Here is a 16,908-nt window from a genome sequence, read left to right on the forward strand (position 1 = left end):
AGGCCCGCGGCATGCCCTTAGCCGCTTGCGCTTCTGGAGGCAGGGACCGGCGACGACAGAGAGGTGACAATGTCCTCCATCGGCGCGAGCTGCTCCAGCGGCCCGATCGCAGAAAGCGTCGGTACTGTATCGAAGAACAGGCGGCCGGCAAGATCCGTCAGGCGGTCGATCGTAATGCCTTCCAGGCGCTCCAGCATCTCCTGGTTCGGGATGGGGCGGCCGTAAAGCATCATCTGCCTTGCGACCTGGCCGGCACGGGCGGCAGGGCTTTCCTGACCCATCAGCAGCTGTGCGCGGATCTGGGCGCGGGCGCGCTCGATTTCCTGCTGCTGGATATCATGCGACGACTTGTGCAGCTCGTCGACGATGACCGGCAGCAGTTCCGGCAGGTTCTCGCCGCCGGTCGCGGCATGGATGCCGAAGATGCCCGTGTCGGAGAAGCCCCAGTGAAAGGCATAGACCGAATAACAGAGGCCGCGGAATTCGCGCACTTCCTGGAACAGGCGCGAGGACATGCCGCCGCCGAGAATGTTGGCGAGGATCTGCGAACAGTAGAAATCGCGGGTGTGGTAGGCGCGGCCTTCAAAGCCGAGCAGGATCTGCGCATCCATCAGGTCGCGCGTCTCGCGAATGTTGCCGCCGATGTAGCGCGCAGGCTCGATAACGGGCGGAGCTGACGGTTTCGTCGGAAGACTGGAGAACCGCTCCTCGACCTGGCGCACGAAGCTTTCATGGTCGACCGCGCCGGCCGCCACGACGAACATGCGGTCGGTGGTGTAGTTGCGGCCGAGGTAATGGCGGATTTGTTCCGGCGAAAAGGAGACGACGGTCTCCGGCGTCCCGAGAATGGCGCGCCCGAGCGTCTGGCCACGATAGGCGACCTCGGAAAACTTGTCGAAGACGACATCGTCTGGCGTGTCGTTGGCGGCATTGATTTCCTGCAGGATGACCTGCTTTTCGCGCGCCAATTCTTCCTCGTCAAAGGCCGACTCAGTCAGAATATCGGCAAGGATATCGACGGCGAGCGGCACATGATCCTTCAGCACGCGGGCATAATAGGAAGTTGTTTCGGTCGAGGTGGCGGCATTGACTTCGCCGCCGACGTTCTCGATTTCCTCGGCGATCTGCCGGGCGGAGCGCCGCGCCGTGCCCTTGAACGCCATATGTTCGAGCAGATGCGCGATACCGTGTTCTGCTTCGGTTTCGTTACGCGAGCCCGACTTGATCCAAACGCCGAGTGCCACGCTTTCGAGGTGTGGCATCGATTGGGTCGCTACTGTCAGCCCGGACGCTAGCCGGGTGCACTCCACTGTCATCGCTTGTCTTTCCGCGTCTGTTATTCGCCGGTCCGGATATGCTTGCCGATAAAGCTTTCAACCGCTTTAAGTTCCGGATCGAGAATGTCGAAACGCTCCTCCCTGGTCATCAGACCAGCAAGCCACGTCGGAAGCGCCGGGTCAATACCGGATGCGGATTTTACTGCGGCGGGGAATTTTGCCGGGTGTGCTGTCGCAAGCGTCACCATCGGGCTGCTGGGACGCTCGTTCTTGTCGGCAATGAAGACGCCGATCGCCGTATGCGGATCGAGCAGATAGCCTGTGTCGGCAAGGGTTTTGCGGATCGTTTCGGCCACCTGCTTCTCGCTGGCGCGGCCGGCGCGGAAATCCTTTTTGATGAACTTCAGAGCCTCTTCGCTGACCGAAAATCCGTTCGACTGCTTCAGGCTCTCCATCGCGGCGCGCACCTTGGAGGCGTCCCGGCCGTTCGCTTCGAACAGGAGCCGCTCGAAGTTGGAGGAGATCTGGATATCCATCGACGGCGAGGTAGTTGCCTTGACGGAACGCATCTCATAGCGGCCGGTCTTCAGCATGCGTGCGAGGATATCGTTCTCGTTGGTGGCGATAACAAGCTTTTCGATCGGCAGGCCCATGCGCTTGGCGACGTAACCGGCGAAAATATCGCCGAAATTGCCTGTTGGCACAGTGAACGAGATTTTTCGGTCAGGGCCACCGAGGGCGACAGCTGTCGTGAAGTAGTAAACTACCTGCGCCATGATTCGCGCCCAGTTGATGGAATTGACTCCCGAAAGCCTGACCTTGTCGCGGAAGGCTACGTCGTTGAACATGGCTTTGACGAGGTTCTGGCAATCGTCGAAATTGCCCTTGATCGCCAGCGCGTGAACATTTGCCGCCGTCGAGGTGGTCATTTGCCGCTGCTGCACCGGCGAGACTTTCTCATGCGGGAAGAGAATGAAGATATCGGTGCGCTCGCGTCCGGCAAAGGCGTCGATCGCCGCACCGCCGGTATCGCCCGAGGTCGCACCGACGATGGTGGCTCGCTGGCCGCGCTTCTCCAGCGCATAGTCCATCAGCCGCGCCAGCAGCTGCATGGCCACATCCTTGAAGGCGAGCGTGGTGCCATGGAAAAGCTCCATGACGAAGCTGTTCGGGCCGGTCTGGACGAGCGGCGCCACGGCCGGATGCCGGAAGGTGGCGTAGGCATCATCGATCATGCCGCGGAAGAGGTCAGCCGGGATCTCGCCGTTGGTGAAGGGCGAAAGGACGGCGAAGGCAACATCCTGATAGCTCTTGCCGCGGAACGCGCGGATTTCCTTCTTCGTCAAAACAGGCCATTCACGGGGAACATAAAGCCCGCCATCACGAGCAAGGCCGGCCAGGAGGGCGTCGCAGAAGCCAAGGGCAGGGGCTTCTCCCCGCGTTGAAATGTAGTCCACGGTTTAGAATTCCTTTGGTCGCAAAATTGCCTGAGTGATCGATAGAGAGGGTAGAGGAACGAAGCGGCGGCGGCCGGTCTTTTTGCGTCGGATCAGCCGCGTGGTTTTCGCGTTTGCGCAAGGCGCGTGGGATGTGCGTCGGGCGGAGGCCGTTTGTGGCAATCTGTCGATCTCGAAAAGTGAGCCAAAACGGTGTCTACCCAATCGATTTTTCGCTGCGTCGCTGGTATAGACCATCGCCAAGTGTCATAAAAGGCCCGTTTGACAGGCTGCGGGCCGATAATGTGAAATATATGGAGAGGGTGGAATAATAGTGTTTGGCAAGGTTTCGCGTCGTCTTTTCTCCGCTTCGCTTCTGGCATTGCTGACGGGCTGCAGCACTCTTGGCATCGGTGGCAACAATGAAAAGCAGCCGGCAACGGATGTCACGGTAGCGCCGCAGGCGAGCGCCGCGACGGCAGCTCCGACCGGTGGCCAGTCTTATGTTGCGGGCAAGTGCCCTCAGGCTGTCATCCGCGACGAGGATTCGGTCTATCGCACCTACGCCAAAGGTGCCAAGGACGATCCGAAACAGCTGATCTATCAAGCTTCGCTGGCTGAGGCGACCCGCCAGTGCACCACGGATGGCACCAACCTCGGCATTCATGTCGTGGCGCAGGGACGCGTGGTTTCCGGTCCCATGGGTAGCTCCGGCAAGATAACCTTGCCGATCCACGTTGCCGTCATGGACAACGACAATGCGCTCTATAGCAAGACTATTATGTACACGGCGGAAATCCCGCCGGGCGAGACGACGGCGCAGTTCCTTTTCACCGATAACGACATCCAAGTTGCAAGCGGCTCCGGCGGCTTCACCATCGTCCAGATCGGCTTTGATCAAGGCCCGCAGAAGCCTGTGAAGGGTGCGAAGCCGGCGCGCAAGAAGCGTCACTAGAGCCGGATGATTTCAGGTCTATTCGACCTAAAATCTAAATCCGCTCTACAGTCAAAGAAGTAAAGTGTGATGTCGTCCGAAAGCCCTACACTTTTCGGCATCACGTTCTGAGCTTTTGACTGCGACTCCCGCTTAGCGTGCGAGGGTCAGCTATGGGTTGAAGGAAAAGGCCCCACCGATCGGCGGGGCCTTTTCCTTTGGTCTGCATCTCAGTCCGTCTTAAAGGACGCCATCCCATTCCGCGAGCGCCATGACGACGCCCGGCAGGTCGGTCATGCGGCTGACGACCGTTTCGGCGCCAGCGTCGGTCAGACGATCGGCGTGAGAGGGATAAGTGTGTGATGCGCCGGTGAAGCCGATGACGCGCATGCCGGCGGCGCGCGCCGCCTGAACGCCGTGAATCGAATCTTCGACGACGATCGTATTGGTCGGGCTGACATTCATCTGCTTGGCGCCATGCAGGAAGATGTCCGGCTTGGGCTTTACGCGGTCGGCACCGAGATCCTTGGCGGAAAAGATATTCGGAGCAAACAGTTTGAAGTAGCCGACTTTCGTCAGCATCATCTCGATGCGGGCGAAACCGGAATTCGAGCAGATACAGCGCGGCATTGGCAGGCGCGACAGCGCCAGCGGAACGCCAGGGATAGGCTGAACGTCGCTGGCAAGCGCCAGGTCGACCAGCTTTTCGGATTTATCAAGCAGCGATGCGGAGAGGGGGATGCTGGCCTCGCGCTCGACTTCGAACAGGATGTTGCGCCAGGTCATGCCGGCGAAGCGTTCGCCCATTTCCTCGGTGCTGATCGGATAGCCGGCATCGGTCAGCAGCTTCGATTCTACCTGCGCCGCGATGATTTCCGAATCGACCAGAACGCCGTCGCAGTCGAAGATGATGAGGTCGAAGCCATTGCTCATGAAATTGCTGCCTTTGATGTGGCTGGGTTCGGCACGCACCAGGAAACCATTGGTGTTTCGGGACATGCTCTGAAAATGACCGCCGGGCTTTACACGATATGTCGGCAAAGCTCAACCAATTGGCGGGCATGGCTGCGCTGCAGTGAGAGAAAGGGTCGAAATGCGCAAAGGAGGTGATGATGATTTCTTGTCGCCCGAGATCGGCCCTCGACATCGGCCCTCGACATCGGATTGACCCACCTTTAAGGATCGGCCATGGCCAAGGAGCGCGACGACACTATTGCCAGCCGCATCAGCCGGGTGCTAGCCGACCGCATCATCCGCGGCGAGATCGCGCCCGATGCCCGTCTGCGGCAGGATCACATCGCCGAGGAGTTCGGCACCAGCCATGTGCCCGTGCGCGAGGCGTTCCGGCGGCTGGAAGCGCAGGGGTTGGCGATCAGCCTGCCGCGCCGCGGCGTTCGTGTCGCCTCCTTCGATCTCAAGGAGGTCCGTGAGGTCGCTGAGATGCGCGCAGCCCTCGAAGGCCTTGCGCTCAAGCACGCGGCTCCTCATCTGACGTCAGCCATTCTGGACGAGGCCGAGCAGGCGACGCGTGATGGCGATGCCGCCGGTGATGTCCACGCCTGGGAGGAGGCCAATCGTCGCTTCCATCGCCTGATCCTGGCGCCCTGCGGCATGGCACGTCTGCTTGCCGCCATCGATGACCTGCATGCCGCCAGCGCCCGCTTTCTCTTTTCCGCCTGGCAATCCGGCTGGGAAAAACGCACCGATCATGACCACCGCGCCATTCTGGCGGCACTCCGCCAGGGGCGGGCCGACGAGGCGGCTGCTATCCTGCAGAAGCATGTGCAATGGATCGGCCGCGCGCCGGTGCGCACGCCTTCGGGATCGACACGCGACGCCTTCGCAATCGTTGGGTAAAAATTATAGATAATTTCAAGGCAGATGATCGAGCGCTCTCTAGGAGGCGGTGCTCCGAGAGAATGCTCGCCACGTCGACGTGGCTGCTTTGTTCGATGATCGATGGCAGTCGGCCGCGCTTCTGGAATTTTATTGGCCTTATTTTTCAATGTGATCCCGCGTGTTGTCGGAAATTGGCGTCGTGGCCACTTGCCTGGTTTCTCGATCTCTCTCATAAAATAGATCGTACTAAAAAATTATCTATAATTTTGAAAGGAGAGCCTATGTCCCTGTCGCAGCATCATGATGAAGTCGCTTTCGATCCGCTTCGCCTTGGTCAACGTTCGCTTGTTGCCAAGACCGTATTTGTCCTCGCCGGAACACTGATCCTGGCGCTCGCATCGCGAATCTCGGTTCCAATGGTGCCGGTGCCGATCACCATGCAGACATTCGCGATCACCATGATCGGCGCGCTTTATGGCTGGCGTCTTAGCGCAGTTACGGTTCTCGCCTGGCTGAGCGAAGCCGCGATCGGTTTTCCGGTGCTCGCTGGCGGGGCAGGCGGCGTTGCGCCCTTCATGGGGCCGACAGCGGGCTATCTGGCCTCCTTCCCGATCATCGCCGCCCTTGTTGGCTGGCTTGCCGAGCGTGGCTGGAGCGGAAATCGTGTCGTGCGCAGCTTTCTCGCGCATCTCTCTGCCAACCTTCTCTGCCTTGCGATTGGCGGGGCTTGGCTTGCAGCGCTGATCGGTGCGGAAAAGGGCTGGCTGCTTGGCGTGGCGCCCTTCATTCTAGGCGCAGTGCTGAAGTCAGCCCTTGCGGCCGCCGTGCTGAAGACCGTTCAGGTCTATGGCGGCAAGGCGCGCCTGAATTGACCGTCAGGCTTCGCGCCCACCATCTGCTGTGCATGCTGACCTTCGTCGGTGAAGGCTATACGCCTGCCTTCACCGACAACTATCGACGCATCGCCGAGCGGCTGTCGAAAGGGGAGGAGATCAAGCTGGTTTCCGATCCCGACGATATCTGCGCGCCGCTGCTCGGCGAGGAGGAGCCGCATTGCTTCAAGGCCTCCGTTATCGAACGGGATGCGGCTGCCCTTGCCGATATCGCGGCTTTGCTGGGCGAGGAGATCGGCATCGGCGCTGTATTGGTGCCCGATGCCAGCCTGCTTGCAAAGTTGCGGCGCAACTTCGCGAACGGCGAGATACGTCATGCCTGTCGCGGCTGTGAATGGAGCGAGCTTTGTAGCCGCATTGCCGCCGGCAATTTCAGCGGTGTTCTGGTCGGGACAGTTTAGAACCCATTATCCGCTTTGGCGGCGAACTCTCATCGCCCATTTCGATAGGAAAGAGCGCCAGGAAGCGGCGCTCGCCCTCGGGCGTGAAGAAGATCGAGCGGCTGTTTTCGGTGCGCCGCGCCCATCCCTTGTCTAGGAAATTCGAAAGCAGCGCCTTGCCGAGACTGCCGGCGAGATGCGCGCGCCGCTCGCTCCAGTCCAGGCAGGATCGGCAAAGCGGGCGGCGGCTCGAACGCAACCCGGAGACGTCGATGCCGATCGATTCCAAATGCCTTTCGCCATCGGCCGTCAGGCTCAGACCTTCGCCCACCGCGGAGATCGACCCGGCCTCGATCAGGCTGTCGAGCATGCGCACGCCGTAATCGCCGGCTAGATGGTCGTAGCAGATGCGTGCCTTGCGCAAGGCCGGCTCCTTCGGGCCGGGGCGATGGCGCAGGTGGCCGCGCGTTGCGGCAAAACCCATGATACCCTCGAGCAGCTTGCCGACGCGATCGTCTGCCAGCGTGAAGTAGCGATGGCGGCCCTGCTTGCGCTGTGCCAGCAAGCCGCCCGCTTCGAGCTTGGAAAGATGGGCGCTCGCGGTCTGCAACGTCACGCCGGCCGCCGCCGCCAGTTCCGTTGCCGTCAACGCCCGGCCGCCCATCAGCGCTGTCAAAATATTCGCTCGCGCGGGATCGCCGATCAGCGAGCCGATCTGTGCTATGTCTGGACCTTCTTTCATACTTCGATCGTAACCGAACCATCTCCGTGCTGCAATGTGAGAAAACAGCAGCATCAGCAAAGGAGAAAGCCAATGGTTACCTGTTTTATCCGCTATCAGATCGATCCGTTCAAGCAGGAAGCCTTCGCGGAATATGGCAAGGCCTGGGGCCAGATCATTCCGCGCAATGGCGCCGACTTGATCGGCTATTTCGCCCCGCACGAGGGCTCGCTGACGACGGCCTACGGCATCTACAACATCGAAAATCTCGCCGCCTACGAGGCTTATCGCAAGAGCCTCGCCACCGATCCCCTAGCGCAGGCCAATCTCGATTTTGCCCGCCGCGAGCGTTTCATCTTGCAGGAGGATCGCATCTTCCTGAAAAATATCTCCCTGCCGCATGCTCCGAGGATATCGCCATGATCGCAGTCATTTTCGAAGTTATTCCCCATCCAGACGAACGCCAGCACTATCTCGACATTGCCGCAAGGCTGCGTTCAGAACTGGAAGCGATCGACGGTTTCGTCTCCATCGAACGCTTCGAGAGCCTCACCCAGCCGGGCAAGATCCTGTCGCTGTCCTTCTGGCGCGACGAGACGGCTGTTCGTGAGTGGCGAAACCGGGAGGCGCATCGCGCCGCCCAGAAAGCGGGGCGCAAGACGGTCTTTACCGACTATCGTTTGCGTGTCGCACAGGTGCTTCGCGATTACGGTATGACGGAACGCGCGGAAGCGCCCGACGACAGTCACGCAGTCCACGATATCTAGGGCTTTCAACGCGATAGCGCTTTTCGATGAGGCCTGCATTCCCGAAAGTTTCCTCGGGAATGCAGAAAATATGACGCCGCTTTAGCCTTTGGTAACCAAGTTGGGTAACCATAACACTCAGTTAAGAGCACCGAGTAAGTGTAACAGCGAGTATCACATGGCGTCAGTTTTCCCGCTTGCCGACCTCAGGACTTCAGCCGTTCCGGGGTCCTGGATCGACACGATCATCAAGGGCGATTGCGTGGCCGCTCTTGAGGCACTGCCCAATCAATCCGTCGACGTCATCTTCGCCGACCCGCCGTACAATCTCCAGCTTGGCGGTACGCTGCACCGTCCCGATCAGTCGCTGGTCGACGCTGTCGATGACGAATGGGACCAGTTCGCCTCCTTCGAAGCCTATGACGCCTTCACCCGCGCCTGGCTACTCGCCTGCCGCCGCGTGCTGAAGCCGACGGGCACGATCTGGGTCATCGGCTCCTATCACAATATCTTCCGCGTCGGCGCTACGCTGCAGGATCTGAACTTCTGGATCCTGAACGACATCGTCTGGCGCAAGACCAACCCGATGCCGAATTTCAAGGGCCGCCGCTTCCAGAACGCGCATGAGACGATGATCTGGGCAAGCCCGAACGCCAAGGCCAAGGGCTATACCTTCAACTACGATGCCATGAAGGCCGCCAATGACGATGTGCAGATGCGCTCCGACTGGCTATTTCCGATCTGCAACGGCAATGAGCGGCTGAAGGGCGACGACGGCAAGAAAGTGCATCCGACGCAGAAGCCGGAAGCGCTACTGGCCCGTGTCATCATGGCGTCTTCCAAGCCTGGCGACATCATTCTCGATCCCTTTTTCGGATCGGGCACGACCGGTGCGGTTGCCAAGCGTCTCGGCCGCCACTTCGTCGGCATCGAGCGTGAGCAGGACTACATCGACGCAGCAAGCGCCCGTATCGCCGCCGTCGAACCGCTCGGCAAGGCGGAACTGACCGTCATGACCGGCAAGAAGGCCGAAGTCCGCGTCGCCTTCAACGTGCTCATCGAAAGTGGCCTCATCAAGCCGGGCCAGGTGCTGACGGATGCCAAGCGCCGCTATAGCGCCATCGTGCGCGCCGACGGCACGGTCGCTTCCGGCGGCGAGGCCGGTTCCATTCATCGCCTTGGCGCGAAAGTTCAAGGCCTTGATGCATGCAATGGGTGGATGTTCTGGCATTTCGACGACGGCCGTTCCCTGCGTCCGATCGATGAACTCAGAGCCATAATCCGCAGCGATCTGGCCAAGGTTGAGTAGCTTCAGCCATTTCCCGCAAACATATCCGCCTTCTTCCGCCGTGTACCTCCAGTCAGGGAAGAAGGTGAAATGCGCAGGGCCTTGCCGGACGATCTATCCGGCAAGGCCCTGCGCGTCTTTAGTCTCAGATTTTAGAAGTCCTGATAATCCGTGACATCGACGCGCACGACACGGCCGTCTTCGTTAAACGTGATCGTTTCCTCGCCTTCGCGGATCAGCGGCTTGCCCGTCTTGCTGTTGGTTGCCCGCACCGACCAGACGGCGCGGCCGGATAGCGGCGTCAGCGTCTCCACCAGGGAGTTTGATGCGGTCTGATCTGGATACGTATCGAAATAGCCGCGGAAGGCTTCCATGATCGCCGCACGGCCGGCAAGACTGCCGACGCCGTTCGAAACATAGGTGGCATCCTCGGCGAAGAAGTTCTCGATCGCCTCATAGTCGAGGCGATTGATTGCGTCATGGAACAGGTCGATACGTTGTGCGGGATCGAAGGTCATCGGTTCATACCTTTATGCCATGGCCGGCGAGATCGCTGCGCAGCTTCTCGGCACCGGTGAAGTGAACTGCATGCCATCCGGCAGCCCGCGCGCCTTCGACGTTCGGATAGGAATCATCGATGAAGATCGTCGAGGCCGGATCGAGGTCGAAGCTCTTGGCGTGGGTATCATAAATCGCGACATCCGGCTTGATCAGCCCGATATCACCGGAAACCGTCACGCCGCGTGGCTTCTTGAGGAAGGGATAGCGCTCCTGCGCCTCACGAAACGTATCGGAGGCAAAATTGGTCAGCATGGTGACGTCGCGGCCTTCCGCGATAAGCTGTTCCAGAATGGCGACGCTGTCGTCATAGGCATGCGGAACCATCTCGTGCCAATATTTGCGGAAGCTGCGGATTTGTTCCTCCCGTTCGGGATGATCGGCGATCAGCAGCGCCTCGGCATCGCTCCAGGTGCGGCCACGATCCTGCTCAAGGTTCCATTCATGAGTGCAGACATTGGCGAAAAACCATTGGCGCTCGGCATCGTCCGGAATGATCCGGCTGTACGGAAGGTTTGGATCATAGTGGAGGAGAACCTTGCCGATATCGAAAACGATATGCCGTATTTCCGTCGTCATGAATGAATTCCTGATTTCTGCTCTAAAGGCATTTTTGCGAACGCATTTGGAATAGCCTGCGTGATCGCTTTTTTCATGACTGTCGGCAGTGCCTCGTCTTCAAGATTTGTAACCGGCGCCCACCATCCGTCATGGTTGTCATTCTGCGACACCGACTTGGCACGCCAGATCGACAATCTCAATTCGAAATGCGTGAAGACATGCGTCACCGTGCCTGCCGGCTGCCAGTCAGCCGGGAAGGGGGCTGCCTCGATGCCGGTCTCGCCGTCGGTCCGCGCCGTCCAGCCGGTTGTCGGCACTTCCGTCATGCCACCCAGCAACCCGCTGTCGATGCGGCGGCGCAGGAAGATCTCCCCGTCGTCATTGACGGCGACGAAGGCCGCACCTTGGCGCACCGGTTTCTCCTTCTTGGCTGCCTTGACCGGGAAACGTTCGGGATCATGTGCAGCCAGCGCCTGACAGGCGCCGTTGAAGGGACAGAGCGAACAGACCGGGCGCTTCGGCGTACAGATCGTCGCGCCGAGATCCATCATCGCCTGAGCGAAATCGCCCGGCCGGTCGGCGGGCGTCAGCGCGGCTACCTTCTGCTTCATCAGCGGCTTGGCGCCGGGCAAAGGCGCCGAAATCGCACAGAGTCTCGAAATGACGCGCTCGACGTTGCCGTCCATCACGGCCGCCTGGCGATCGAAGGCAATGGCGGCGACGGCGGCAGATGTATAATCGCCAATGCCGGGCAGCGCGCGCAGACCTTCCTCAGTATCTGGAAAGTGACCGCCATGATCGGCTGCAACCGCCTCGGCGCATTTCTTCAAGTTGCGGGCACGCGCGTAGTAGCCGAGCCCTGCCCAGGCCGCCATGACGTCTTCATTTGCCGCGGCAGCGAGATCATTGACAGTCGGCCAGCGCTCCAGGAATTTCGCGAAATAGGCTTTGACCGCGGGCACCGTCGTCTGCTGCAGCATGACTTCCGACAGCCAGACCCGATAGGGATCGGGCTTGACGCCGCGCGCGGCCATCGACGGCGAGACCCGCCAGGGCAGGTCGCGGTGGTGGCGGTCGTACCAGGCAAGCAGCGATGCGGCCGTGGGGGATTCTAAAGTCGTGGTCATGATTTGCCGCGTCGAGAGGAAGTGCTCTATACTTGGCCAAGCTGCGTCGGGCGATCAAGGTGCCGGACGCATAAAGCCTGTGTAGAGACCCGGTTGAAATGAGTTATCCCCGAAAAGGCGAAAAGCAGATTTCCGAGCTGACCAACGGCATCGTCGATCCGGTGCTGGCAAAGCGCGCGGGCATCAACACGACGCTGCTTGGCTGCTGGGACGAGATCGCCGGCGAGGACTTTGCGGATTGCACGCGGCCGGAGAAGATTGCCTGGGCGAAGCGAACCGGCCCAGGCATGGACGACCGCTATCAGCCCGGCGTGCTGACGATCGCCTGCGAGGGCGCCCGCGCACTCTTCCTGACCCATGCGCAAGGCGAGCTCATCCAGCGCATCAACAGCTTCTTCGGCTTCTATGCCGTCAATCAGATCCGTATCGTGCAGAAGCCGGTCTCGGTCGCCTCGAAACGCTCCCGCACACCACCGCCCTTGAAGGGCGAGGCGGCGCGCAAGCTGGCCGATATGATGGATGGCATCGAGGACGAGAAGATCAGAGCCGCCGTTCAGCGCTTGGGCACTGCGATGGCCTGGAGGCGGCGATAAGGTAGGCTAGACGGTCGGTTTGGCCGATTGTGGACAGAATTTAAGTTGTCTGTCTTTCCCAGGTCACAATTCTTTGAAGAAAGTTGGCCAACCGTGCCTTGTTAGCGGCAAGCTGCCGTTATATCGCATGAAACATTCGAAGACCTCTTTAACGACGGGTGACTCTATGCCGATGTCCGACATGCTCTTGACCAAACGCCACCTGCTGGGCGGCTCTGCCGTTGCAGCCCTCTCCGTGGCGTTTTCTGCCGTTGCAGGCTCCGCATCCGCTGCGACTGCAGAAGATGAAGTGCCACCGTCGGACGGCAATGTCGACATGAACGAAGTGCTGAAGCCCGGCGCGCTGCCGGAGATCGCACTCGGCAAGGAAGATGCGCCCGTCAAGATCGTCGAATATATGTCGCTGACCTGCCCACACTGCGCGCATTTTGCCGTCACGACTTTCGACACCATCAAGCAGAAATACGTCGATACAGGCAAGGTTCGCTTCATCATCCGCGAATTCCCGTTCGATCCGCGCGCTGCCGCGGCCTTCATGCTGGCTCGCTGCGCCCCGCAGGAACAGTACATGCCGATGGTCGAAATGCTGTTCAAGCAGCAGATCGCCTGGGCTTCTCCAGATGTCGACGGCCGTGCCGCATTGCTCCAGATGTCGAAACTCGCTGGTTTTACTGAGGATAGCTTCACGAAATGCTTGACGAACCAGAAGCTTCTGGATGATGTCAACTCTGTACGGGAACGCGCAGCCAAGGATTTCGGCGTCAATGCCACGCCGACCTTCCTGATCAATGGCAAGCGCTATGCAGGGGACATGTCTGTTGCTGCCATGTCGAAGCTTATCGACAGCCTGCTCTGATCCGCGCCTTTATCGATTACAGGCGGGCGGCCGAGGCCGCACGCCCACCTTCTATCACCTCCCCCTTGAGGGGGGAGGTCGCGCGGAACGCGCGGATGGGGGTGATTCCCGGGGTGAACGCTTGATCACCCCACCCCGGACCTTCGGTCCGATCCGCCCCCTCGAGGCGAGGGTGGAGATCAGCCTATGAAATTCAACAGGCTGAGACTTGTCGGCTTCAAATCTTTCGTCGAACCGGCGGAATTCGTCATCGAGCGCGGCCTGACCGGTGTGGTCGGCCCGAATGGCTGCGGCAAGTCCAATCTTGTCGAAGCGCTGCGCTGGGTCATGGGCGAGAATTCCTATAAGAACATGCGCGCTTCCGGCATGGACGACGTGATCTTTTCCGGATCTGGCAACCGCCCGGCTCGCAACACCGCAGAAGTCGGCCTCTATCTCGACAATAGCGATCGCACCGCTCCCGCCGCCTTCAACGACAGCGACGAAATCCAGGTGACACGCCGCATCGAGCGTGAGCAGGGCTCGATCTATCGCATCAACGGCAAGGAAGCGCGCGCCAAGGATGTGCAGCTGCTGTTCGCCGATGCCTCCACCGGCGCCCGCTCGCCCTCTATGGTCGGGCAGGGGCGTATCGGCGAGCTGATTCAGGCAAAGCCTCAAGCAAGACGCCAGCTTCTGGAAGAGGCGGCGGGCATTTCCGGCCTGCATTCGCGCCGTCATGAAGCCGAGCTGCGCCTGCGTGCGGCCGAAAGCAATCTCGAGCGGCTTGATGATGTGACGTCGCAGCTTGAAAGCCAGATCGAGAGCCTGAAACGCCAGGCACGCCAGGCCAACCGTTTCAAGATGCTCTCGGCCGACATCCGCGCCCGCGAAGCCATGCTGCTGCATATCCGCTGGGTGCAGGCCAAGGAAGCAGAGGCCGAGGCAGATAGCGCGCTGAACCAGGCAACCATACTCGTCGCCGAAAAGGCGCAGATCCAGATGGAGGCGGCAAAAGCGCAGGGTATTGCCAGCTTCAAGCTGCCGGAGCTGCGTGACGATGAGGCGAAGGCCGCTGCCGCCCTGCAGCGTCTGCAGATTGCCCGCTCGCAGCTGGAGGAAGATGTCAACCGCATCCTGCGCCGGCGCGATGAATTGATCCGACGGCTGGCACAGCTGGCGGAGGACATCAGTCGCGAACAGCGCCTTGTCGCCGACAATGCCGCTATTCTGGCAAAGCTGGACGCCGAAGAAGCCGACCTCGCTGATGTTCTTGCCGATTCCGGCAGGCTTGCGGAAGAGACGCGTATCGCCTTCGAGGAGGCCGCCGCCAAGCTCGCCGACAGCGAGCGAGTCTTTACTGCTCTGACTGCGGAGCGCGCCGAAGCCGCGGCCGCCCGCAATCAGCTGGAGCGCGCCATCCGCGATCTCGCCGATCGCAAGATGCGACTTGAGCGGCAGGTCGACGAAGCAAACAACGAGCTTGCCGCCATCGACAAAAAAATGGCTGATCTGCCCGACCCCAGTGAGAAGCGCGACATGGTCGAAGCGGCTGAGAATGTCGTTGCGGATACTGAAGGTGAGATTCAGCGCGTCGAAGCCGTTCTTGCCAGGGCGCGTGAAACCGAAGCGCTGTCGCGTGGTCCGGTCGAGCAGGCGCGGGCGCGCCTGAATGCGCTGGAAACCGAAGCGCGGACAATTTCCAAGATGCTGGCGGCGGGCGATACGTCAGGCGCTTTTTCATCCGTGGCTGAGGAGCTGCGCGTTGACCGCGGCTTTGAGACGGCGCTTGGCGCAGCGCTCGGGGATGATCTGGAATCCTCGCTCGACTCCAAGGCGCCGGTCTATTGGTCCGACAATGGCAGCGGTGCCGGCGATCCGGCCCTGCCGGAAGGTGCCGCACCCTTGATCACCCATGTCGGCGCGCCGGCCGCGCTGACGCGGCGCCTGCGCCAGATTGGCATCGTTTCGGCTGAAAACGCTCTGCGGCTGATGCCGGAACTGAAGCCGGGGCAGCGGCTGGTGACCAGGGATGGCGCCGTGTTCCGCTGGGATGGTCATGTCACCGGCGCGGACGCGCCGAGTGCGGCTGCCCTGCGGCTCGCGCAGAAGAACCGTCTTTCAGAGCTGGAAGCTGAAGCGGAGCTTGCGCGCGATGTGCTAGCCGAGGCCGAGGAGCGCCTGTCGGCAGCCGCTGATGCGATCCGGGCAGAAGAAGGACATCTCGCAACTGCCCGTGACGCCAGCCGCCTTGCAGTGCGGCATTTGGCCGAGGCGCGCGAAGCGCTCGCCGCCGCAGAGCGCGCTTCCGGCGATCTCATCCGCCGCCGCGACGTGATCGTCGAGGCCGTCAGCCGGCTGCAGGAGCAGCTGGAAGATGTTGTCATGCAAGATGAAAATGCTCGCATCGAACTGGAAGATGCGCCGAATCTCGATGCTATCGATCTGAAGCTGCGTGACCAGCAGGCCGAAGTCGCGATGGATCGTGGCGTCCTGGCCGAAGCCCGCGCCCGCCATGAGGGTTTGAACCGCGAAAACGAAGCGCGGCAGCGCCGTCTTTTGGCCATCCGGCAGGAGCGCGATACCTGGCGCCAGCGCGCCGCCAGCGCCGAGGAACACATTCAGACGCTGCGCGACCGTGAAGAGGAAGCGCGAGACGAAGCGGCTGAACTCGATCTCGCCCCCGATGAGTTCGATGACAAGCGTCGCGCCTTGATGAACGAGCTTCAGAAGGCGGAGGAAGCCCGCCGCCAGGCCGCAGCCCGTCTTGCTGAAGCTGAAGGCATCCAGCGCGAAGCCGATCGCCATGCGGCGACGGCACTCTCCGAGCTCGCCGAAAGCCGGGAAAAGCGCGGCCGCGTCGAGGAGCGGCTGGTGTCGGCGCGTGAGCGTCGGCAGGAAAGCGAATTGCGCATCCGCCAGTCCCTCAATGTCGAGCCGCATGAGGCGATGCGCCTGACCGGGCTTTCAGTATCGCAAAACGTGCCCGACCTCCGCGAAGTCGAGCGCGAGCTGGAGCGGCTGAAGATCGAGCGCGAGCGTCTCGGTGCCGTCAATCTGCGTGCCGAGGAGGAAAGCAAGGAGCTGACGGAGCGGCTGCAGGCGCTAATCAAGGAGCGCGATGACGTTATTGACGCCATCCGGAAGCTGCGCGGCGCGATCCAGAGCCTCAATCGCGAGGGGCGCGAGCGCCTGATCGCTGCCTTCGACGTTGTCAATGCCCAGTTCCAGCGCCTGTTCACCCATCTATTCGGCGGTGGCACCGCGGAGTTGCAGCTGATCGAGTCGGATGACCCGCTGGAGGCCGGCCTGGAAATCCTTGCCCGCCCGCCGGGCAAGAAGCCGCAGACAATGACGCTGCTTTCGGGCGGCGAGCAAGCGCTGACGGCCATGGCACTGATCTTTGCCGTGTTCCTCACCAATCCCGCGCCGATCTGCGTTTTGGACGAAGTGGACGCGCCGCTCGACGACCATAATGTCGAGCGCTACTGCAACCTCATGGACGAGATGGCTGCCTCCACGGAGACCCGTTTCGTGGTCATCACCCACAATCCCATCACCATGGCGCGCATGAACCGGCTCTTCGGGGTGACCATGGCGGAGCAGGGCGTCTCGCAGCTTGTATCCGTCGATCTGCAAACCGCCGAGCAGCTGCGCGAAATTGCTTGAGCGCTGTTCCACGCCTGGATTGAGAAAACTATTCCCGTTTCGACAAGAAAT

General features: G+C 60.9%; 17 protein-coding genes. 10 read left to right on the top strand and 7 right to left on the bottom strand.

Going from position 1 to position 16,908, the window contains the following annotated elements; genetic code table 11:
- Window positions 1-17: 17 nt before the first annotated feature.
- Together ACYJRZ_RS09540 and thrC are read right to left on the bottom strand one after the other, a co-directional pair.
- Window positions 18-1,316, bottom strand: a complete 1,299-nt coding sequence (locus ACYJRZ_RS09540; protein ID WP_459458294.1) for a M16 family metallopeptidase — start codon at window positions 1,314-1,316, stop codon at window positions 18-20.
- Between the two features lie 20 nt (window positions 1,317-1,336).
- A complete protein-coding gene (thrC, locus tag ACYJRZ_RS09545; RefSeq protein WP_459458296.1) occupies window positions 1,337-2,734 on the bottom strand; it encodes a threonine synthase in 1,398 nt (465 codons plus the stop codon).
- Between the two features lie 313 nt (window positions 2,735-3,047).
- On the opposite strand from thrC, the gene ACYJRZ_RS09550 reads away from it, so the two are divergent.
- Window positions 3,048-3,668 carry a hypothetical protein gene (locus ACYJRZ_RS09550; RefSeq protein ID WP_459458298.1) on the top strand — a complete coding sequence of 207 codons (621 nt, stop codon included), beginning with the start codon at window positions 3,048-3,050 and terminating at the stop codon, window positions 3,666-3,668.
- A 219-nt stretch (window positions 3,669-3,887) separates the two neighbouring features.
- On the opposite strand, the gene ACYJRZ_RS09555 is transcribed toward ACYJRZ_RS09550, so the two are convergent.
- Window positions 3,888-4,580: an HAD family hydrolase gene (locus ACYJRZ_RS09555; protein ID WP_459458736.1), complete on the bottom strand. Its 693-nt coding sequence runs from the start codon at window positions 4,578-4,580 to the stop codon at window positions 3,888-3,890.
- Window positions 4,581-4,835: 255 nt separating this feature from the next.
- Here ACYJRZ_RS09555 and ACYJRZ_RS09560 point away from each other — a divergent pair, with 255 nt between their 5' ends.
- The 3 genes from ACYJRZ_RS09560 (at window position 4,836) to ACYJRZ_RS09570 (ending at window position 6,780) form a co-directional block, all read left to right on the top strand.
- Window positions 4,836-5,504 carry a GntR family transcriptional regulator gene (locus tag ACYJRZ_RS09560; protein ID WP_459458300.1) on the top strand — a complete coding sequence of 223 codons (669 nt, stop codon included), beginning with the start codon at window positions 4,836-4,838 and terminating at the stop codon, window positions 5,502-5,504.
- A gap of 263 nt (window positions 5,505-5,767) precedes the next feature.
- Window positions 5,768-6,358 carry a biotin transporter BioY gene (locus ACYJRZ_RS09565; protein WP_459458302.1) on the top strand — a complete coding sequence of 197 codons (591 nt, stop codon included), beginning with the start codon at window positions 5,768-5,770 and terminating at the stop codon, window positions 6,356-6,358.
- Window positions 6,355-6,780 carry a DUF1284 domain-containing protein gene (locus ACYJRZ_RS09570; protein ID WP_459458304.1) on the top strand — a complete coding sequence of 142 codons (426 nt, stop codon included), beginning with the start codon at window positions 6,355-6,357 and terminating at the stop codon, window positions 6,778-6,780. Before ACYJRZ_RS09565 ends, ACYJRZ_RS09570 begins: the two co-directional genes overlap by 4 nt.
- Here ACYJRZ_RS09570 and ACYJRZ_RS09575 read toward each other — a convergent pair.
- A complete protein-coding gene (locus ACYJRZ_RS09575) occupies window positions 6,752-7,501 on the bottom strand; it encodes an ArsR/SmtB family transcription factor (RefSeq protein ID WP_459458306.1) in 750 nt (249 codons plus the stop codon). The two genes, ACYJRZ_RS09570 and ACYJRZ_RS09575, sit on opposite strands and share 29 nt — an antisense overlap.
- Window positions 7,502-7,573: 72 nt before the next feature.
- Here ACYJRZ_RS09575 and ACYJRZ_RS09580 point away from each other — a divergent pair, with 72 nt between their 5' ends.
- From ACYJRZ_RS09580 to ACYJRZ_RS09590, 3 genes are all read left to right on the top strand, one after another.
- Window positions 7,574-7,903 (top strand): NIPSNAP family protein, encoded by a 330-nt coding sequence (locus ACYJRZ_RS09580; protein WP_459458308.1) that lies wholly within the window; start codon window positions 7,574-7,576, stop codon window positions 7,901-7,903.
- Window positions 7,900-8,247 (top strand): antibiotic biosynthesis monooxygenase family protein, encoded by a 348-nt coding sequence (locus tag ACYJRZ_RS09585; protein ID WP_459458310.1) that lies wholly within the window; start codon window positions 7,900-7,902, stop codon window positions 8,245-8,247. Before ACYJRZ_RS09580 ends, ACYJRZ_RS09585 begins: the two co-directional genes overlap by 4 nt.
- Window positions 8,248-8,404: 157 nt before the next feature.
- Entirely contained in the window at window positions 8,405-9,535 is a 1,131-nt protein-coding gene (locus tag ACYJRZ_RS09590; protein WP_113232078.1) for a site-specific DNA-methyltransferase, read from the top strand.
- A 131-nt stretch (window positions 9,536-9,666) separates the two neighbouring features.
- Here the strand turns inward: ACYJRZ_RS09590 and ACYJRZ_RS09595 are convergent, their stop codons facing one another.
- The 3 genes from ACYJRZ_RS09595 to mutY are packed head-to-tail and all read right to left on the bottom strand — an operon-like array spanning window position 9,667 to window position 11,763.
- Window positions 9,667-10,032: a nuclear transport factor 2 family protein gene (locus tag ACYJRZ_RS09595; RefSeq protein ID WP_459458312.1), complete on the bottom strand. Its 366-nt coding sequence runs from the start codon at window positions 10,030-10,032 to the stop codon at window positions 9,667-9,669.
- Between the two features lie 4 nt (window positions 10,033-10,036).
- Entirely contained in the window at window positions 10,037-10,651 is a 615-nt protein-coding gene (locus tag ACYJRZ_RS09600; RefSeq protein WP_459458314.1) for an HAD family hydrolase, read from the bottom strand.
- Complete coding sequence (mutY, locus tag ACYJRZ_RS09605; protein ID WP_459458738.1) at window positions 10,648-11,763, bottom strand: A/G-specific adenine glycosylase; 1,116 nt, start codon at window positions 11,761-11,763, stop codon at window positions 10,648-10,650. Before mutY ends, ACYJRZ_RS09600 begins: the two co-directional genes overlap by 4 nt.
- Before the next feature lie 95 nt (window positions 11,764-11,858).
- On the opposite strand from mutY, the gene ACYJRZ_RS09610 reads away from it, so the two are divergent.
- The 3 genes from ACYJRZ_RS09610 (at window position 11,859) to ACYJRZ_RS09620 (ending at window position 16,857) form a co-directional block, all read left to right on the top strand.
- A complete protein-coding gene (locus tag ACYJRZ_RS09610) occupies window positions 11,859-12,353 on the top strand; it encodes a DUF721 domain-containing protein (RefSeq protein ID WP_459458316.1) in 495 nt (164 codons plus the stop codon).
- Between the two features lie 166 nt (window positions 12,354-12,519).
- A complete protein-coding gene (locus ACYJRZ_RS09615; RefSeq protein ID WP_459458318.1) occupies window positions 12,520-13,209 on the top strand; it encodes a DsbA family protein in 690 nt (229 codons plus the stop codon).
- Window positions 13,210-13,395: 186 nt separating this feature from the next.
- A complete protein-coding gene (locus tag ACYJRZ_RS09620; protein WP_459458320.1) occupies window positions 13,396-16,857 on the top strand; it encodes a chromosome segregation SMC family protein in 3,462 nt (1,153 codons plus the stop codon).
- Window positions 16,858-16,908: the final 51 nt, after the last annotated feature.

The organism is Rhizobium sp. No.120 (assembly GCF_054558365.1).